The following is a 17418-nucleotide window of genomic DNA, read 5'->3' as shown; positions in this document are numbered from 1 at the left end:
TCTTAAATCAGATTAACGGTTGTTTTCGTCATCTTGAGAATCTTCGAATTTTGCATCGTCACTAAAGCCAGCACCTTGACCACCAAAGCCGCCTTGACCACCGAAGCCGCCTTGACCACCAAAGCCGCCAGGTTGACCGCCACCGAAGCCACCTTGACCACCGAAGCCGCCAGGTTGACCGCCACCGAAGCCACCTTGACCGCCGAAGCCGCCAGGTTGACCGCCACCGAAGCCACCTTGACCGCCAAAGCCACCAGGTTGGCCGCCACCGAAGCCGCCTTGACCGCCGAAGCCAGCACCTTGAGGACCAGCAGGAGCACCAGCAGGACGTGGGTTACGTGCAGGAACTACGGTAGAAATTGCATGTTTGTAAACCATTTGGCTTACAGTATTTTTTAATAATACAACGTATTGGTCAAATGATTCGATATGACCTTGTAGTTTGATACCGTTAACCAGGAAGATAGAAACAGGAATACGTTCTTTACGTAGGGAATTCAAGAACGGATCTTGTAAAGTTTGACCTTTAGACATGTTATAACTCCAAAAAATTTTAAAATCAGCGCAAAAAACTATCTTTATTTTTCAATTAAAAATTATAAAAAAGATAGTCTGTAAATTTTGCTTTATCCGTAACAGTTTCGCAAGTCTTCTTGAGCCTGCTGTGCGGTAAAATATGTAGTAAATTTATGCTTATCTTGCAAAGATCTTAACCATGTGTATTGACGTTTAGCCAGTTGTCGTGTTGCAAACAATGCCTTGTCTTCCATTTCTCGCTGTTTTTCAATACTTCGCTCACTGTTTTTTATAAATTCGATCGCCTGACGGTAACCAACGGAACGCATGGATGGAAGATTTTCATCAAAATCGTATTTTTTCATCAAGTTTTCCACTTCATTTAAAAAACCGATTTCCCACATAATTTCTAATCGTTTTTCAATACGCTTGTGTAATTCTACTCGGTCTGGGATCAGCGCGTAATTATGAAAACTGTAACGATATGGTTGATTTTTTGGTTGTTCTGCTTGTAGTTTTGTTATAGCTTGGCCAGTCAGCTTATAAACCTCTAAAGCACGAATAATGCGCTGTTTATCGCTTACTTTAAATTTTTGCCCTGCAATTGGGTCTACCATACATAATTCTGCATAAACTGCTTCCCACCCTTCCTGTTCGGCTTTTGCTTCAATTTCCGCACGTACCTTATAATCTGCACTAGGTAGATTATCAGATAATCCTTCTAACAATGCTTTGAAATAAAGCATTGTTCCACCAACCAAAATTGGGGTTTTGCCACGTGCATGCATATCATCAATCAGGCGACAGGCATCTTCGACAAAATTGGCTGCTGAATAGACTTCTAAAGGACTAATAATATCAATCAGATGATGCGGATATTGCTCTAATTCTGCTTTGGTTGGCTTGGCTGTACCAATGTCCATTTCCCGGTAAACCAGTGCAGAATCGACGGAAATCAGCTCAAAATTTCCTTGCTCATAGAGTTCACATGCCAAAGCGGTTTTACCACTTGCAGTTGGTCCCATTAAGTTGATGACCGGCAATTGATTTGACATGTACCACTACTCTCCTCGAGCAAAAAGTTTATCTAGTTGAGCCAGTGGGAAAGCACGCCATGTTGGACGTCCATGATTACACTGGCTGGCAAATTCAGTTTGTTCCATCTGACGCAATAAGGCATTCATTTCAGACAGGCTTAAAATACGGTTTGCACGTACCGCACCATGACAGGCCATGCCCGCCAAGATCTGGTCACGCTTTTGCAACAGGCCTTGCGCCTGATCCGTTGGGTCCAGATCATTCAGCAATTCAGGAATCAAGGCATCAAAATCTGCCTTGTGCAGGATCGCAGGAACTCCGCGCACGATCACCTGTTCATCACCATACTGGTCAATCTCCAGACCAAATCGGGCCAGCTGTTCCTTCAACTCTTCTACACGCATGGCCTGCATACGACTGATAGACACCACTTTAGGAATTAAAAGCTGCTGCGACGTCCAGAACTCCGGTTTATCCCAGGCAGACTTCATTTGCTGCAAGACGATACGCTCATGTGCTGCATGCATATCTACAATAATCAGACCTTCTGTGTTTTGTGCAAGGATATAAATCCCATGCAGCTGTGCAATCGCAATGCCTAAAGGATGCTCATCTATTTTGGCCTGCACATGTGTCTGAAAAGACTGCTCAGGGCTCAGCTGCTCAGTTTCGGAGTTTACTCTAAGTGGTGCCAAATAGCTTTGTAAGGCATTGTTAAGCTGCTGTGAACCACTATAAGGCTTGGTATAATCCTGCACATAATGCACAGTTTGTGGACGCGATGATTCAAAGTCAGCCAGCACATCCGAAGCTTCAGCTTCTATATATTGATGCGTATTACGAGGATGTAGATGCTGCTGAACTGCATAAGGTCCAGGAGGGGACTGCGGTGCAGCCTGATGCAGGCTAAATTGTTCCTGATAACGCGGCTGAGGCGTAAGTGGTACAGGTTCCTCAGTTTTCATTGCATCAGCCAGATTAGCTGTTGCGGTCTGGAACTGTGCTAGCGTTTCTTTGGCATAATGACGTACAAACTCATGTACTTCACGCTGATTTAGGAAACGGATTTCATGTTTGGTTGGATGTACATTGACATCAATATTTTCCGGATCCACTTCCAGAAACAGCAAATAAGCTGCATGCTGGTGTCCATGCAGAATGCCGTCATACGCCATACGCAATGCATGAGAAATGGTCTTGTCTCTTACGATACGACCATTTACATAGACATATTGCATATCGGCTTGCGCACGCGCATCCGAAGGATGACCGAGCCAGCCAGACAAACGCATGTTGATACTGTCTGCATCCATCCAGTAAGCATTTTCAGTAAATTGGCGCCCCAATAACTGCTGCACACGCTGGAAACGTAATGCTCCACTGTCTGCCACAGGCAGATTCAGCTTGATACTTTCATTATGTTCCAGCACAAAACGGATATCGAAATGGGTCAGTGCCAGACGACGTACAATCTCTTCAATATGACCAAATTCGGTGCCCGGTTTTTTCAGAAATTTACGACGTGCCGGTACATTAAAGAACAGATCCTGCACCCGGATATGGGTACCACGTGAAGTGGCAACTGCCTGAATTTCCTGATGGTCAAAAGCAGTACCATTCACTTCAACCTGATAACCAATGCCATCTTCGCTTTGGCTACTGGTCAAGGTTAGACGCGATACGGCTGCAATCGAAGCCAGCGCCTCACCACGAAAACCCAGACTGGTGATGGCATGCAATTCCTCTGCTGTCTGAATTTTACTGGTGGCATGACGCATGACCGCCAGCGCTAAATCTTCCGGGTGAATTCCTCGACCATTGTCAATAATTTCGATCAGTGTACTACCGCCCTGTTCTACACGAATCACCAGTTCAGTCGCACCAGCATCAATCGAGTTTTCGAGCAGTTCTTTCACTACAGATGCAGGTCGTTCAATCACTTCACCCGCTGCAATCTGGTTCGCCAGTGCAGGATCAAGTGAACGGATACGGCGTACGCTTAAATCATTCGACATGTGGGAATTGCTGCTCCAAAGCCTGCTGTAATACTGAGTTTGATGAAGTCAACGCTGCAGTACGAGTCAACTCATCTTCGGATTTAAGAATTTCGATGATCAGATCTGCTTCAGGTATTTCATCACCACCTTTAGATGGCCATTCAAACAAGAATAATGCCTTTGGGGTTTCAAGATAATCCCGAATACCCATCAGTTCCAGTTCATAGGGATCATTTAAACGGTACAGGTCAAAGTGGAAAATATCCTTCCCTTGAATATTATAAGGTTCTACCAATGTATAGGTTGGACTTTTGACCGAACCCTCATGACCGAGCTGTTGTAAATAATAGCGCGTCAATGTCGTCTTGCCTGCTCCCAGATCACCGATCAGATAGATCACTCCCGTACTAAAATTCGCGGCCAATACCTTAGCCAGCTGTTGGGTATCTTCTTCATGATTTAAGGTGACAGTAAATGAATAAGGCATATGACTCACGACATGATTCAAAGGAACAAATATGATAGCATCGCCGCAGTTTAAAAGCCTATTCTGCCGCATGAGAAACTGTATTTTTTCATAGCATTTGTTTCCTGAATGAGATCCACTTCCCCATATGAATACTTCTGCTGAATTTATCCCACCGATGATCAACGGCGTCAGTGCCAGCAAAGTTTTCTTGCAACCGTCCACTGCTGCAACAGTCTATGACTATTTATGTACACAGTTTCCACATATCCAGACCAGTGAATGGCAATCCCGTTTTCAGGAGGGCCTGGTTTATGATGCACAGGGAAATAGCTTAAATCTAAATAGCCCCTATCAGGCGAATAGCCACTGTTTTTATTATCGCTTTCTGGCACACGAAGTGCATGTTCCTTTCGAACACCAAATCCTGTTCGAAAATGAACATTTTATGGTAATTGATAAACCACATTTTCTGACCATGAGCCCGACCGGACAATATGTACAGGAAACCCTGCTGGTTCGTCTAAAGAAACAGACCGGAATTGAGCACCTAACTCCGATTCACCGACTGGATCGGGAAACGGCTGGCGTAGTGCTTATCTCTAAAAATGTAGCATCGCGTGGACTTTATCAGCAGCTGTTCGCAACACGCCAAGTACAGAAAACCTATCATGCGATTGCAGGTTATCGTGAAGAACTTCGCTTTCCGCAAATTGTGCGTTTACGCATGGATAAAGGCCAGCCTTTCTATACTATGCAGGTTTTAGAAGGTGAGCCTAATAGTGAAACCGAAATCACCTTATTAGAACAGCAAGATCATGTAGCCAAATACGAACTGAAACCGCATACTGGCAAGCAGCACCAATTACGTGTGCACTTAAACTTTTTGGGTATACCGATTCTGAATGATCCGTTTTATCCTAGCGTTGCACATAAAGCAGATAATGATTTTTCTGCGCCCTTACAGTTATTGGCCCGACATATCCAGTTTATTGACCCTATTACCCAGCAATTGATGCAGTTTTCTTCTGAGCAAGTACTAACATTGTAATGCAGCTGTCATTACGATTTATTTTCAGAATTGATTCGTATAAGGATTGTATTTCAAATGTAATGGATTAAAATGAATGCGAAAAGTTAAGTATTTTAAAGTCTTGAATATATTATGAGAAAAACTGAAGTCTACCAAATACGCCTGGATTCTCAAGAAAAGAAACAAGCCTTTGCCGTATTTAAGCAATTGGGAATCACACCAGCTCAAGCAGTCCGCTTGTTTTTCAAACAGGTAGTGCTGACTAAATCCATCCCCTTCTCTATTGAAAATCAGAATATTAACATTGAACAATTAATCAAGCTGCGCAAACTGAAGCAAAGTGAATCTAAACCTGTAACTGCCGGATTGATTGCAGACACTACAGAACAGGAAGCATTGGATCTACATGCTGATGATGATCATTTTGATTTATTTGAAGAGCTGAATGCCATTCTGGGTGAAAGTGACAAAATTTAACACTGTCGCATTTTCAAACAATTTCATACGCTACACCTCCCTAAACTTCGTTATGCTCCATGAATACATAATAATAAAACATGGAGTAATTAATGCTTGTTCGACGTGCTCAGGTAGAAGACCTACAACAGCTTTCAGTTTTATTTGATGAATATCGCCAGTTTTATGGAGCTTCCTCAAATCAGGAACTTTCTTATCAGTTTCTAAAACAGCGATTTGAAGACCAGCAAACAGTGATTTTTATCAATACCAAGGATGATATTTTTACCGGATTTATTCTGCTTTATTTAAGATTTTCCTCAGTAGCTTGTTCAAAGTTTTATGTGCTGGATGATGTGTATATCACTCCACTGTATCGCCGTCATGGCGCTGCACGACAACTGATTGATACCGCTATTTTATTTGCCCGACATGAAAATGCACTGCGTATTAGCCTGGACACCCAGAAAAACAACCACCAATCGCATAAACTCTATGAATCAATGGGATTTATGCGAGATGATGAATTTGTCACTTTTCATTGTTTTCTCAAGTAAATCCAGCGCTTTATTCGGCACGGTATTTAGCTTGAATCACTTGATCTTCAGTTAAATAAATCCACTCACCTTCTGGCAAATCATTCAAAGTCAATTGACCTATTTGAGCCCGATGCAGTTTTTCAACTTTATTCCCCACAGCTGCCAGCATACGTTTCACCTGATGATAAACACCTTGATGAACCGCCATTTGCAAGCGCTTTTCTTCAAGACGAATGACATCTGTAGCAGCATACATACCTTTTTCATTGCGTAGCTCAACACCTTGTTCTAGCTGCTTGATCTGCTCATCCGTAACAGGGTCTGCGGTATCCATCTGGTAAACCTTGGCAACATGCTTTTTAGGATGAGTTAATGCCTGCAAAAATTGACCATCATCAGTCAGTAACAGCAAGCCTGTCGTATCCTGGTCTAAACGACCTACACACTGGATTCCACGATTCATGAGCAAGTCATCAAACAGCTCAAAGACACTAAAATGATGGGTTGCCTGATGCGAACACTCATAACCTTGTGGCTTGTTTAAGGCAATATAGACTTTTTCCCGATATTGATAAGTATCGTCATATACATTGAACTCTAGCTGATCCAGATCCAGTTTATGCTTTGGGTTATCAATGATTTCACCCTGAATGCTCACAGCGCCATTCTTGATCAGTTGCTGGCAATACTTACGTGAGCCAAAACCTTGTGACTGCAACATTTTTTCCAATAGCATCTATTCATACCTGTATCGAGTGAAGACCTGTGCATTCTATCCTGAAACAATCATGATTTTGTTTTCTTCCGCTGTTTTCTAGGTATCATGCGTTGAAAAGCTCTACAATAGCTTTATTTTTCACTCTATCTCTCCCACTTATGTCGCAACTTGATCTGAATCTGATTGTTCTTTTGGTTTTACTGGCTTGCGGTATTTTTAGTCATAATAGTGCCGTCACCATTGCTGCAGCGGTGTTAATCGTTTTAAAAATCACGCCTCTCAGCAGTTTATTACCCTATGTACAGGCGCACGGTTTAAATATCGGGATTATTATTCTGACCATTGGTGTTCTGACACCGATTGCCAGTGGCAAAATTTCAGGAGAAAGTATTCTCAAATCTTTCCTGAGCTGGAAGTCTTTACTGGCAATCGCCATTGGTGTCTTTGTTGCTTGGCTGGGAGGACGTGGAGTGAAGCTGATGTCCAATCAGCCAGATGTGGTAGCCGGACTATTATTAGGCACAGTAGCAGGTGTAGCAGTATTACGCGGTGTTCCAGTCGGGCCGTTAATTGCCGCAGGAATTTTATCATTATTGATTAGTACGCAATAAGTTTGAAATAAAATTTCTATTTAGTTAACCCTAACTCAAACATCCATTCTCCCAGGATTTCTAAAAATATTTCGATATCAAATCATATGAATAGCGGCATTGAGGTCGCACATTGATTGCCTTGCGCAAGCTATAAAGCAGTACTTAAAGCTTGCTCAGGATATGCTGTCAGATCAATAAAGGGCTTTTATCTTGCGAAACGATGTTTCTCATGGCCTGTCAAAAGTAAGATAGCTTTTCTTATTCCACAAATAGTAGCGCCAAACGCACCTGGTCATAACCCATACGTGGACTGGTTAACTCGACAATCGGACGCAGTTTAATAGACCCATCATCATTGAAATGATCGGTATCCTGTCGCTTAGTCAGACGTTTATAGATCTTACGCACTTGTTCAACCACTTCCTCACCCGGATGAGCTACAGATATATCTAAACCTTGCTCTTTATGCAGTCGACCTAAATGGTTAATAATCGTTGCCGGTGTTAAGCCACGCTCAGTGGCGATATCGGCAATATCATAACCTTCTTCAAACAGTTCACGCGTTTCATCCAGCGTTGCGGCAGCATAATTCTGCTTGCCGCCATTTTTCGCCAGTTTTTTTTCATTACGCTGAATTTCAGTTTCATTCAGCGTACCGCCGCAATGACGGATAAAGGCATTGTGCTGCTTGGTTAAATCAATATTTTCAAAGTGTTCTTCGGCTTCACTCGACAACTCCTGAAAACGGCGGTCTGCCTTAATTGCCAGACTATCCAGTTCCAATGCCTGCTCATTAAAACCTTTTAGACGTAGACCATCTAAAGTTTTTAAACGCGAAAGTGCCACATAGCCCTGTCCTTTTTCAAAAGTATGACTCAAGTCAATTTCGGCAGCTTCTAAGGTCATACCTTGTGATTTATGAATCGTAATCGCCCATGCTAGACGTAAGGGAATTTGCTGGAAACTGGCAATAGTCTTACCGGCTTCATTGTCTACTGACCAGGTTTCTGGTTCAACCAGCAACGTCGTCCCATCTGTGAGTTTGACTTTAGGCAATACCCCAAATTCATCATCTTCTTCAAAACCAATAACTTCACCCAAACTGCCATTGATATAGCCCAGATCAAAGTTGTTTTTGACAAACATGACTTTAGCATGCTTTTTCAGCGTTAAGGTTTCTGGCGCACGCACTGAAGATTTCAGCGTTTCGATCAACTTGTCATTGCCGTCGCACTGGGCATCAAACTGGCGCGGCTCATTATCAATTTCATTTAAATGCCGGAAGTTGATACTGTCCACATCCATATTATGCGTATACAGACGCGTATAAGTGTCGCCAATCTCCTGATGACGTGTTCCTTGCAAGGCATTTCGATGTTCTGTACCAATCGCCTGTGCACGGATCGCATTTAGAATATCATTTAGATAATCATTGCCCTGACGGTGCTGCTCAGTCAGATAACAAACGCGAAATTTGGCTTCAACCCAGGCATCTGACATAAAGCAGAATTTATCCCGGTTGCGTTCATCATTTCTGCCCACTGGAGGCAACTGAAAGAAATCGCCAGCAACAATCACCTGAATGCCACCAAAAGCTTCATCAGATTCTTTGAAATACTTTAATACCTGATTAACCAGATTTAGCTGCTTGGCATGCAGCATAGAAATCTCATCAATAATCAGTACCTGAGCATTTTCCAGATGCTCTTTCAGATATTTGCGCTCTTTCATACGCTTCAGGTCTTCTTCTGACAAGAAGTCCTTAATCCCGATACCGGCCCAGGTATGAATGGTCATGCCATTCATGTGCGTTGCCGCGATACCTGTAGACGCTGTAATCGCAACAGATACCTTACGTGCTTTCAAATAATTGATATATTGATTCAGGGTATAGGTTTTCCCTGCACCAGCCGAGCCTGTTAAAAATACATTTTCGCCCGCTTTGAGTAACTTAAGTGCAGTTTCCTGTTTCATATGACCTATACCGTGAAAGAACGGCTATAGCCTAACGACTTTTCCGGCAAAAGTTAAGTATTCAGGTCCAAATCAGAATCTATACACGACGTATGCAGTCGTCTGTTAAACCAGCTGGTGAAATGAATTGCCATATCGATATATTGCGGATCTGCTTTTTGGTTATGGGGATATTCCAACTGATCGAAAATAATTTCCTGATCGTGTATATGACAACCCAAGAGCAGTGGCGTAGATAATTCTGCATGACTGACATGAAAAGCAACGTATTCCCCTTCTATGATCCGCTGTGCATAACTGGCGGCCAGACAGTTCTGAAAAATCCGAGCTTCCTCAATAATCTGGTCTATATTTTTTAGCTCTTCAAATTTCCAGTCAAAATAATAGAAATGTGCTTCATTCGTCAGACTTTTCCAGTCCTTAAGTGCAAAGTCCTTTTTCAGTCGGGCAATAATTTCCTGCTTCTGAATCTGGTCATGCCAGGCAATGGCCTGAATAAACAAACCCTTCCAGGTCAGACTTTTTGGAATATTTTTATGTAAAGCAAAATATTCTGCCAGATAGTCACGTACATAACTGTCAAAAATTGATTCGCGCACATTGGCATCTTGCAGATAAAACAGCTGTCGAAACTCAGTCAACTGAATCCGATAACGCTGCAACTCGGTATAAAAATCGCGATTTTGTTGAGTAGCTGGCCGGATATATTGCTGTACCGCTTCAGGCAGATGAGAAGTTGCTTTATGTAAATGCTGCATATAGGCCTGCATGACCCGGCTTAAACCCATATATACCTTCTTGGTGGTGCAATCCTCCATCTTGACTACTTCGCGCATCAGGCCGATCCACTCGTCCAGATACAGAATTGATGGACTGATAGCGATACGGTGGTCATTAATCGCCTGACGTGTTCCTTTTAATACTACCGATTTGTTATCCGGATGCGTGAACCATTTATGCTGTATGGCATGCTGATGCATACTGTGAATAAATAACCGCGCTGAAGCATATTGAAAATATTGCAAGGTCGCCAGCAGCACCTGTGGATGTACCTGATGGGTATTCAGAAAACTGATCGCCGTGACTGTAACCCGTACACTACTGTGCTGGATATTCGTGCTAATCCAGTCCAACACTTCAGCAGACTGCTTGAACAGCCAGTTGATCGCCCGATTACAGTCAAACAACGGCAGTTTCGCGACTTTTTTCTGCCATAACTGATGATTATTTTCCAGAAAATGCTTCTTGCTCAGCAGATCATCTCGTCCCCAGGTATCACGGTTCATCAAACGCACGAAACCCAGCATATTGCTATGCTCCAAGGCGTGCCTGAACAGGAGTTCAATATCGTTTACATGATCATTCAGTTCATGCAGATTAAAGCGTTCCTCAAAGGACAAACTCATAATACGGTAGATTGCCGGATGCAAAAATTGTGCTGCGCTAAAACAGAATTCATCCAGACTGTGCATAAGTCCCTGAATCGAAAGAAAGTCAGCGGGCGCTAAATATTCTAAGGAAAAAATCTTCTGCATTTGCTGCAAGATGTTTTGAGGTGGTTCTTTTCCGTATAAGATACAGTCACTCATTACTGGCGTGGTATACAGACCTGCTCTTCTCATCAGATGATCAATGATTTCTGCCTGCACAGCGGAAAGCTGCTGCACGAATTTCAGCACACGTGCAGGCCCATTGACCCATTGATAGACCTGTTCGATCAGCAGCTTACGTAACTGTTGCGCTTTATCACGCAAGAATAGGGAATGCTGGGGTTTTAAATCACCAGTCAGGAAATGGATATCCTGTAAAAAGAACTCTTCCAGAGTGTCTGACTTGTGATGCTGCACACTAAAATGTAGTTCTGCCAGCAACTGCGCTGTGCCCTGCTGAATATGCTGAGGCGTATGCAGCTGGATATGAAACAGGCCATTTGCCAAGACGATCCGATATCTTTCATGATCCAGCTTGAACATATTCTGGGCATTTAAATTCCCCACAATGTCCCACTGATCCTGATAAATATCATGCAAGCAATCTGAAATACGAAGCAACTGCCTGGCGAGCTGCTGATACTGCGGTACTAAACTCTCCTGTTCCATACACGCACCTAAAATGGACTATAAACTCATTTAAGCATATTCAAGTCATCTGACACAGACCAGTAAAATAGCTCATATAGAAAAATAATTCACAAAATAAAATAAATCAGATAAACAGCCCGCATTTAAACCCAGTTCATTTTTATTTTTCAGGATTTAGGTGATAGCTCGGATGCCCGGATATTTTTTAATTCTTCAATTGCCTGATAGATCTGTTGCTGAATCTGATCACGGAATAGTGTCATATCTTCTTGGCTTTGGATATGAGAGACAGATAAAGCTGGCTGGAACTGAAAATAGAAAGGTAACCGTTTTGGAAAAAGACTTTTCGGCAAGGAAGGAATGACATCCCCTTTACGCAAAAGTTTATTGAGCGCTGAAACTTTGAGTAATTTCTGAAAGTATTTATGTTCTACAACCTGACGGGCATCAAAGCCAATTTCGAAAATTTCATCACCGCCCAGAGCAGCAAACGGTATGATATCGTAGGCAAATTCTTGCGCCAGCCTTAAGAAGCCATAACGCTGTTTCCAGATCAGCTGGTACTGCTCGCCTTGGCGTTTCAGCACTTCTCGTCCTCCACCCGGAAAGACCAGAATCGAATAACCTTGGCGCATAACTTCACGCACATATTCCTGCACACCATCAATCGCGCCAAACTTCCTGAAGATTTCACGCCAGAGCGGAATATAAAAGTGGCTGTGGTCCGCAATACTGACCACAGCCACTTTATGTTCGTTGTACAGGTAATCAATAATCATGGGTGAATCAAATACCCCATAGATCGAATGATTACCGACATACATTGCAGGTCGCGAAGCATCAATGTGCTCAGCACCGAAAAAGGTCGGCGTAAAATACAGTTTGGACAATCCGCTTAAGCGTTTGATCCAGGCTGCATCATGCTTAACCTGCAAGATGTCTGCTCCCGCTTAAGCGACGTGCTTTTTCACCAGGATTGAGCCTACAGAGTAGCCCGCACCGAATGAACATAACACCCCATATTCGCCGTCATTTACTTCATTTGCCGTACGGTGCAATGCAATGATGACACCTGCTGAAGATGTATTTGCAAACTCATCCAAAATCAATGGTACCAGTTCTGATTTTGCGTGTTCTTTACCTACGATCAGTTTCAGAATCAGCTCATTCATGTTCACGTTCGCCTGGTGCAACCAGAAACGTTTTACATTGGTCGGTTCAATCTGGTTCTTTTCCAGCTGCTTGGTGATCATCTTCGCAACCAACGGACAAACTTCTTTGAACACCTTACGACCGTCCTGACGGAAACGGTTGTTATCGATATCAGCATCCACTTCGCTTAGGTTCAGGTAACCAAAGTTATTGCGAATGTTGTTTGAGAACTGGGTGAACAGTTCAATATCTTCAATTTCGAAACCAGTTTTAGTTTCAGTCTCTTCAATGATTGAAGCAGTAGCGACATCACCAAAGATGAAGTGACAGTCACGTGAACGGAAATCGGTATGACCAGAGGTGATTTCAACATTTACCATTAATACGCGGCGCGCACCAGACTTGATCGCATCAGCTGCCTGCTTAATCCCGAAAGTCGCTGCAGAACATGCTACGTTCATGTCATATGCATAGCCTTGAATACCCAAAGCTGTCTGAATTTCAATTGCAAGTGCTGGATAAGCACGCTGAATATTCGAACATGATAGAATCACAACATCGATGTCTTCTGCAGTCACACCTGCATTATCCATCGCCTGTTTCGCCGCAGCTACGCCCCACTCTGCCTGAATAGACAATTCGTCATTTGAACGTTCATGCAGTAAAGGACGAAGACGTTTTGGATCCAAAATACCGGTTTTCTCAGCGACATAACGGCGTTTGATGCCAGAAGCTTTTTCAATAAATTCTGCACTCGAACCACGCAATTCTTCAATTTCGCCCGCAGCGATTTTGTCAGCATTCTCGAGGTTATACTGTTCCACATAAGCATTTAAACTTTCAACTAACTCTTCATTGGTAATGAAATCTGTTGGATGAAACAGACCAGTACCTGTAATGCGGATGCCCATGTAAAACTCCTTTTAGAAATTACCTATATGTTAACTGATTCCAAGACGATCCCATACTTTTTGTAGGCGATTCGGAGAAACCGGTGCTTTAGTTTTCATCGGTTGTGAAAATAAAGAGATCCGCAATTCCTCAACCATGAAATACAGTTCTTTCAGGCGAGCGTCATTTTTAAACTGGAACAATTTTTCCATCCAAGGGTCAATTTGATCAATGGCAGAATCATCCCTTTGTAAATTATTTGGCAAACGGTCAAGACGCAAAATCAGTGCCTTGAGATAGCGTGGAAATTCAATCCAGACATCCGCCGGCACAGAATAAACAAAGTCAGAAAGATTCATCAAATCTAGCTGATCCTCAATGTCATCAATGTTCTTGCCAAACACAGAACCGTCTAAAACCAACAATTTTCGGCGTATTTCCTGCCACTGGGTATAAATATCGGTGATATCCCGTAAAGCAGCTTGACCATAAGTCAGGAAAGATTTATTTACATCTTCTAACAACTTTTGGAACTCTTGCGCATTGACAGGAAGCTCTTTTATTGCCATCTGGAGTGTGGCATAAACTAACATTTGTTCCAGTTTAGCTTTATCACCCAAGGGTGAATAGGCCAATGCCAGTGGTTTAGAAATCTGTTTTTTCAGTTGGCGAATCAGATCACCGAGCTGCATATGCACCAGACGGATTACCCCGGCACGATGCTGACGAATCGCTTCAGCCTGATCATTAAAGGTCTGAATTACCACACCAGATTCATCTTTCTGTTCCAGGGCAGCAAAGTCTTTAGTGGGTACCAGAGCCTGGTATTGTTTCACCACCACACCTGTCACTTTTTGCGAAGCTTCAAATACAAAGCTTTCCGGGAAAGTTTTGTATTCACCTTTCAGCTGTTTGACTGGACTATGTGTTTCAGTACGGCAACGAGCTTTCAGCTCTTCCAGATCGCGGCCCTGTTCAATGACACGGCCTTTCTCATCAATCACCTTAATTAAAGGCAACAGATACTGCTCAACGCGTTCCAGTGAAAAGTCTTTTTCGGTAATCTGTTCACCACGCAACTGGAATGCCAGAAAACTAAAGATATGCTTCTGCAAATCAGTCGCATCAATACGTGCCATTAACTTACGTGCAGTATCCGGAATTGGTACCAGATTACGTCGTTTATCTTTTGGTAAAGCTTTTAATAAAGCTTCGATCAGGTCCTGACGCCAGCCTGGAATCCCCCAAGACCAGAGATTTTCATCTACCTGAGGCAAGGCTTGTAGCGGAATACGAACGGTCGCGCCATCTTCATCATGGCTTGGGTCAAAACGATAACTGGCTGCCAGACGTAACTCACCATTACGCAAATAGTCCGGGAACTGCTGCGTGGTCGGACGGTCATTCAACCATAATGCATCATCATCAATAAACAAATATCGCGGATCTTGAGGTTCTACCGTAGCACGCCAGTCTTCGAAACTACGGCGACTTGCCACTTCTGGCGGTATTTTGGAAGCATAGAACTGATAAATGGTTTCTTCATCCACTACCAGATCACGACGGCGCAGCTTGTCTTCAACCCGTTCCACTTCTTCAAGCTTGAGCAGATTATGCTTCAAGAATGGTGGCGTAATTCCCAGATTGCCTGTGGTCAGTGCATCACGCAGGAAGATTTCATGTGCAGCTTCCTGATCTACTTTCTCATAATTAATCGGACGCTTAGGTTCAATGATCAGACCAAACAGTGAAATCTGGTCATAGGCGTTCACTACTCCGGCTTTTTTAGACCAGTGTGGTTCAAAGTAATGGTGTTTTACCAGATCACGTGCAGCGAGCAGAATCCATTCCGGCTCAATTTTGGCAAGCGTCCGTAAATACACCTGTGAGGTTTCCACCATTTCAAAGGCCATCACCCAAGGGGTATTGGTTTTATGCAAGGTCGAAGCCGGAAATACACGCGCCTTCTGCTGACGCACCGCCATAAACACATTACGTTCATCAGTCTTGTTGGCAATGAAAGACAACAAACCGGTTAATAAGGCACGGTGCAGATTTTCATAGCTGGCTTTCTTTTCATTAAAAGACAGATTTAAGCCCTTAGCGAGGTCAACCAACTGTTCATGAGTTTTTTTCCATTCACGTAAGCGCAGCCAACTGAGGAAATGATTCCGCGCAAAAGTACGGCGCTTGTTCTCGCCCATATTTTCACGATTGGCGTGCAGGGTTTCCCATAGCTTGATATAAAACAGGAAATCTGAATCTGCTTCACGGAACAGCGCGTGTTTTTGATCAGCCTGCATCTGCTTGTCAGCTGGACGTTCACGTGGGTCTTGGACAGCCAGCGCAGCAACAATCACCAATACTTCATTCAAAACGCCGAAATGCGCTCCACCGAGAATCATCCGTGCCAGACGTGGATCAATCGGCATTTTTGCCATTTGATAACCAATCTTGGTCAGCTCATTTTTCTTCTCGGACATTGCTCCAAGCTCAATTAAGAGCTTACGACCATCATTTACCAAACGGTGATCCGGTGGCTCAATAAAGTCGAATTCTTCCAGTGAACCCAGTTTCAGACTCTGCATTTGCAAGATGACTGATGCCAGGTTAGTTCGCTTGATTTCCGGCTCAGTAAACTCAGGACGACTTAAAAAGTCTTCTTCTGAATACAGGCGAATACACACACCCGGCGCAATACGACCACAACGACCTTTACGCTGATTCGCTGCGGCCTGGGAAATCGCTTCAATTGGCAGGCGCTGTACACGTGAGCGATAGTTATAACGCGAGATACGGGCAAAACCGCTATCAATTACATAACGGATGTTCGGCACTGTCAGTGCAGTTTCCGCCACGTTGGTCGCGATAATAATGCGTCGACCACCACCAGATGAACTAAAGATTTTTTGCTGTTCAGCTAAAGCCAGCCGCGCATACAACGGTAAAACTTCAGTATGTCGTGGACCATGCTTGATCAGAGTCTCCTGAAGCTCACGAATTTCCTGTTCAGTACTGGCAAAAATCAGGATATCGGCATGTTCAGGATGACCTTTCTCTTGCGCATCCTGAAAACATTCTTCTACGGCGGCTACGACTGCACGGGGCAGGTTTTCTTCAAAATCATCAAATTCGTCGTCATCACTACCGCCAATCGTCATTTCAGAAATTGGACGATAACGCAGTTCAACCGGATAGCTACGACCTTCGACTTCAAAGATTGGTACACCATTAAAGTAGTTACTAAAGCGGTTTACATCCAGTGTAGCTGAGGTAATGATAACCTTCAGATCTTTACGACGTGGCAGTAACTGCTTTAGATACCCCATGATAAAGTCGATGTTCAATGAACGCTCATGTGCTTCATCGATAATGATGGTGTCATATTTGGTCAGGAAGCGGTCATTGGCCAGTTCAGCCAGCAAGATACCGTCCGTCATCAAACGAACCAGAGAATCCTGTGAACCCTGCTCATTAAAACGAACCTTAAAGGAAATTGACTCGCCGAGCTTTTCCCCAACTTCTTCTGCAATACGTTGCGATACACTACGCGCAGCTAGACGACGTGGCTGGGTATGACCAATCAGGCCGGTCAGACCGCGTCCGGCCAGCATGGCAATTTGGGGTAACTGCGTAGTTTTACCGGAACCCGTTTCACCAGCAACAATAATAACTTGGTGTTCTTGAATCGCTTCAATCAGTTTATCGGCATATTGGGTGACCGGAAGTTCCTGATTCAGTTTGATATTCGGAATACGTTCAACACGCTCTAGAACTTTTAAATGCGATTTTTCGAATAATTCTCGGTATTGTTTTTCATTGGCATCCTTACCCTTACGTAAACGATTTAAACGGTGGAGGTCACGTGCCATCACCCAGTTTTCGACATTTAAACCCTTCGCAGCCAAGTCAGCGCCCTACAACTATTCTAAAACATACTATTCTACTCACTTTCATGCATTTT

General features: G+C 43.4%; 14 protein-coding genes. 4 read left to right on the top strand and 10 right to left on the bottom strand.

Features of this window, described 5'->3' with window-relative positions; translation table 11 throughout:
* Positions 1 to 12 precede the first annotated feature (12 nt).
* The 4 genes from hfq to tsaE form a co-directional block, all read right to left on the bottom strand.
* Positions 13 to 534: an RNA chaperone Hfq gene (gene hfq, locus HADU_RS04550; protein WP_004892762.1), complete on the bottom strand. Its 522-nt coding sequence runs from the start codon at positions 532 to 534 to the stop codon at positions 13 to 15.
* Positions 535 to 626: 92 nt separating this feature from the next.
* Positions 627 to 1571 carry a tRNA (adenosine(37)-N6)-dimethylallyltransferase MiaA gene (miaA, locus tag HADU_RS04545; RefSeq protein WP_008303991.1) on the bottom strand — a complete coding sequence of 315 codons (945 nt, stop codon included), beginning with the start codon at positions 1569 to 1571 and terminating at the stop codon, positions 627 to 629.
* Between the two features lie 6 nt (positions 1572 to 1577).
* Positions 1578 to 3569, bottom strand: coding sequence for a DNA mismatch repair endonuclease MutL (gene mutL, locus HADU_RS04540; protein ID WP_004815546.1), 1992 nt, complete (start codon positions 3567 to 3569; stop codon positions 1578 to 1580).
* Entirely contained in the window at positions 3559 to 4038 is a 480-nt protein-coding gene (gene tsaE / locus HADU_RS04535; RefSeq protein ID WP_008303990.1) for a tRNA (adenosine(37)-N6)-threonylcarbamoyltransferase complex ATPase subunit type 1 TsaE, read from the bottom strand. The genes mutL and tsaE overlap by 11 nt, the downstream gene beginning before the upstream one ends.
* A 127-nt stretch (positions 4039 to 4165) precedes the next feature.
* On the opposite strand from tsaE, the gene HADU_RS04530 reads away from it, so the two are divergent.
* The 3 genes from HADU_RS04530 (at position 4166) to HADU_RS04520 (ending at position 6063) form a co-directional block, all read left to right on the top strand.
* On the top strand, positions 4166 to 5068 hold the full coding sequence (locus tag HADU_RS04530) for a pseudouridine synthase (RefSeq protein ID WP_004815542.1): 903 nt from the start codon (positions 4166 to 4168) through the stop codon (positions 5066 to 5068).
* Between the two features lie 114 nt (positions 5069 to 5182).
* A complete protein-coding gene (locus HADU_RS04525) occupies positions 5183 to 5527 on the top strand; it encodes a type II toxin-antitoxin system RelB/DinJ family antitoxin (protein ID WP_004815540.1) in 345 nt (114 codons plus the stop codon).
* A 92-nt stretch (positions 5528 to 5619) separates the two neighbouring features.
* Positions 5620 to 6063, top strand: a complete 444-nt coding sequence (locus HADU_RS04520) for a GNAT family N-acetyltransferase (RefSeq protein ID WP_004815539.1) — start codon at positions 5620 to 5622, stop codon at positions 6061 to 6063.
* A gap of 10 nt (positions 6064 to 6073) precedes the next feature.
* Here the strand turns inward: HADU_RS04520 and HADU_RS04515 are convergent, their stop codons facing one another.
* Complete coding sequence (locus HADU_RS04515; RefSeq protein WP_004815537.1) at positions 6074 to 6781, bottom strand: pseudouridine synthase; 708 nt, start codon at positions 6779 to 6781, stop codon at positions 6074 to 6076.
* Between the two features lie 140 nt (positions 6782 to 6921).
* On the opposite strand from HADU_RS04515, the gene HADU_RS04510 reads away from it, so the two are divergent.
* Positions 6922 to 7374, top strand: coding sequence for a DUF441 domain-containing protein (locus tag HADU_RS04510; protein WP_004645490.1), 453 nt, complete (start codon positions 6922 to 6924; stop codon positions 7372 to 7374).
* Between the two features lie 240 nt (positions 7375 to 7614).
* Here HADU_RS04510 and HADU_RS04505 read toward each other — a convergent pair whose 3' ends face one another.
* The 5 genes from HADU_RS04505 to hrpA all read right to left on the bottom strand — a co-directional run bounded on the left by HADU_RS04505 (position 7615) and on the right by hrpA (position 17326).
* On the bottom strand, positions 7615 to 9330 hold the full coding sequence (locus tag HADU_RS04505) for an AAA family ATPase (protein ID WP_004815536.1): 1716 nt from the start codon (positions 9328 to 9330) through the stop codon (positions 7615 to 7617).
* Between the two features lie 53 nt (positions 9331 to 9383).
* Positions 9384 to 11429: a hypothetical protein gene (locus HADU_RS04500; RefSeq protein ID WP_008303981.1), complete on the bottom strand. Its 2046-nt coding sequence runs from the start codon at positions 11427 to 11429 to the stop codon at positions 9384 to 9386.
* Positions 11430 to 11578: 149 nt separating this feature from the next.
* Positions 11579 to 12346, bottom strand: a complete 768-nt coding sequence (locus HADU_RS04495) for a lysophospholipid acyltransferase family protein (protein WP_008303980.1) — start codon at positions 12344 to 12346, stop codon at positions 11579 to 11581.
* Between the two features lie 15 nt (positions 12347 to 12361).
* Positions 12362 to 13474: a beta-ketoacyl-ACP synthase III gene (locus HADU_RS04490; RefSeq protein WP_008303977.1), complete on the bottom strand. Its 1113-nt coding sequence runs from the start codon at positions 13472 to 13474 to the stop codon at positions 12362 to 12364.
* Between the two features lie 30 nt (positions 13475 to 13504).
* A complete protein-coding gene (gene hrpA, locus HADU_RS04485; protein WP_034592320.1) occupies positions 13505 to 17326 on the bottom strand; it encodes an ATP-dependent RNA helicase HrpA in 3822 nt (1273 codons plus the stop codon).
* Between the last annotated feature and the right edge of the window lie 92 nt (positions 17327 to 17418).

The sequence above is a fragment of the Acinetobacter sp. HA genome, from assembly GCF_000264725.1.
Lineage (GTDB): Bacteria > Pseudomonadota > Gammaproteobacteria > Pseudomonadales > Moraxellaceae > Acinetobacter > Acinetobacter schindleri.
Note: the sequence above shows the minus strand (reverse complement) of the source record. Positions and strands in the feature narration are given on the sequence as shown.

Excerpts from the sequence above, each read along its gene's own strand:
- hfq (WP_004892762.1), bottom strand. The coding sequence starts at position 534 with ATGTCTAAAGGTCAAACTTTACAAGATCCGTTCTTGAATTCCCTACGT.
- miaA (WP_008303991.1), bottom strand. The coding sequence starts at position 1,571 with ATGTCAAATCAATTGCCGGTCATCAACTTAATGGGACCAACTGCAAGT.
- mutL (WP_004815546.1), bottom strand. The coding sequence starts at position 3,569 with ATGTCGAATGATTTAAGCGTACGCCGTATCCGTTCACTTGATCCTGCA.
- tsaE (WP_008303990.1), bottom strand. The coding sequence starts at position 4,038 with ATGCCTTATTCATTTACTGTCACCTTAAATCATGAAGAAGATACCCAA.
- HADU_RS04530 (WP_004815542.1), top strand. The coding sequence starts at position 4,166 with ATGAATACTTCTGCTGAATTTATCCCACCGATGATCAACGGCGTCAGT.
- HADU_RS04525 (WP_004815540.1), top strand. The coding sequence starts at position 5,183 with ATGAGAAAAACTGAAGTCTACCAAATACGCCTGGATTCTCAAGAAAAG.
- HADU_RS04520 (WP_004815539.1), top strand. The coding sequence starts at position 5,620 with ATGCTTGTTCGACGTGCTCAGGTAGAAGACCTACAACAGCTTTCAGTT.
- HADU_RS04515 (WP_004815537.1), bottom strand. The coding sequence starts at position 6,781 with ATGCTATTGGAAAAAATGTTGCAGTCACAAGGTTTTGGCTCACGTAAG.
- HADU_RS04510 (WP_004645490.1), top strand. The coding sequence starts at position 6,922 with ATGTCGCAACTTGATCTGAATCTGATTGTTCTTTTGGTTTTACTGGCT.
- HADU_RS04505 (WP_004815536.1), bottom strand. The coding sequence starts at position 9,330 with ATGAAACAGGAAACTGCACTTAAGTTACTCAAAGCGGGCGAAAATGTA.
- HADU_RS04500 (WP_008303981.1), bottom strand. The coding sequence starts at position 11,429 with ATGGAACAGGAGAGTTTAGTACCGCAGTATCAGCAGCTCGCCAGGCAG.
- HADU_RS04490 (WP_008303977.1), bottom strand. The coding sequence starts at position 13,474 with ATGGGCATCCGCATTACAGGTACTGGTCTGTTTCATCCAACAGATTTC.
- hrpA (WP_034592320.1), bottom strand. The coding sequence starts at position 17,326 with ATGGCACGTGACCTCCACCGTTTAAATCGTTTACGTAAGGGTAAGGAT.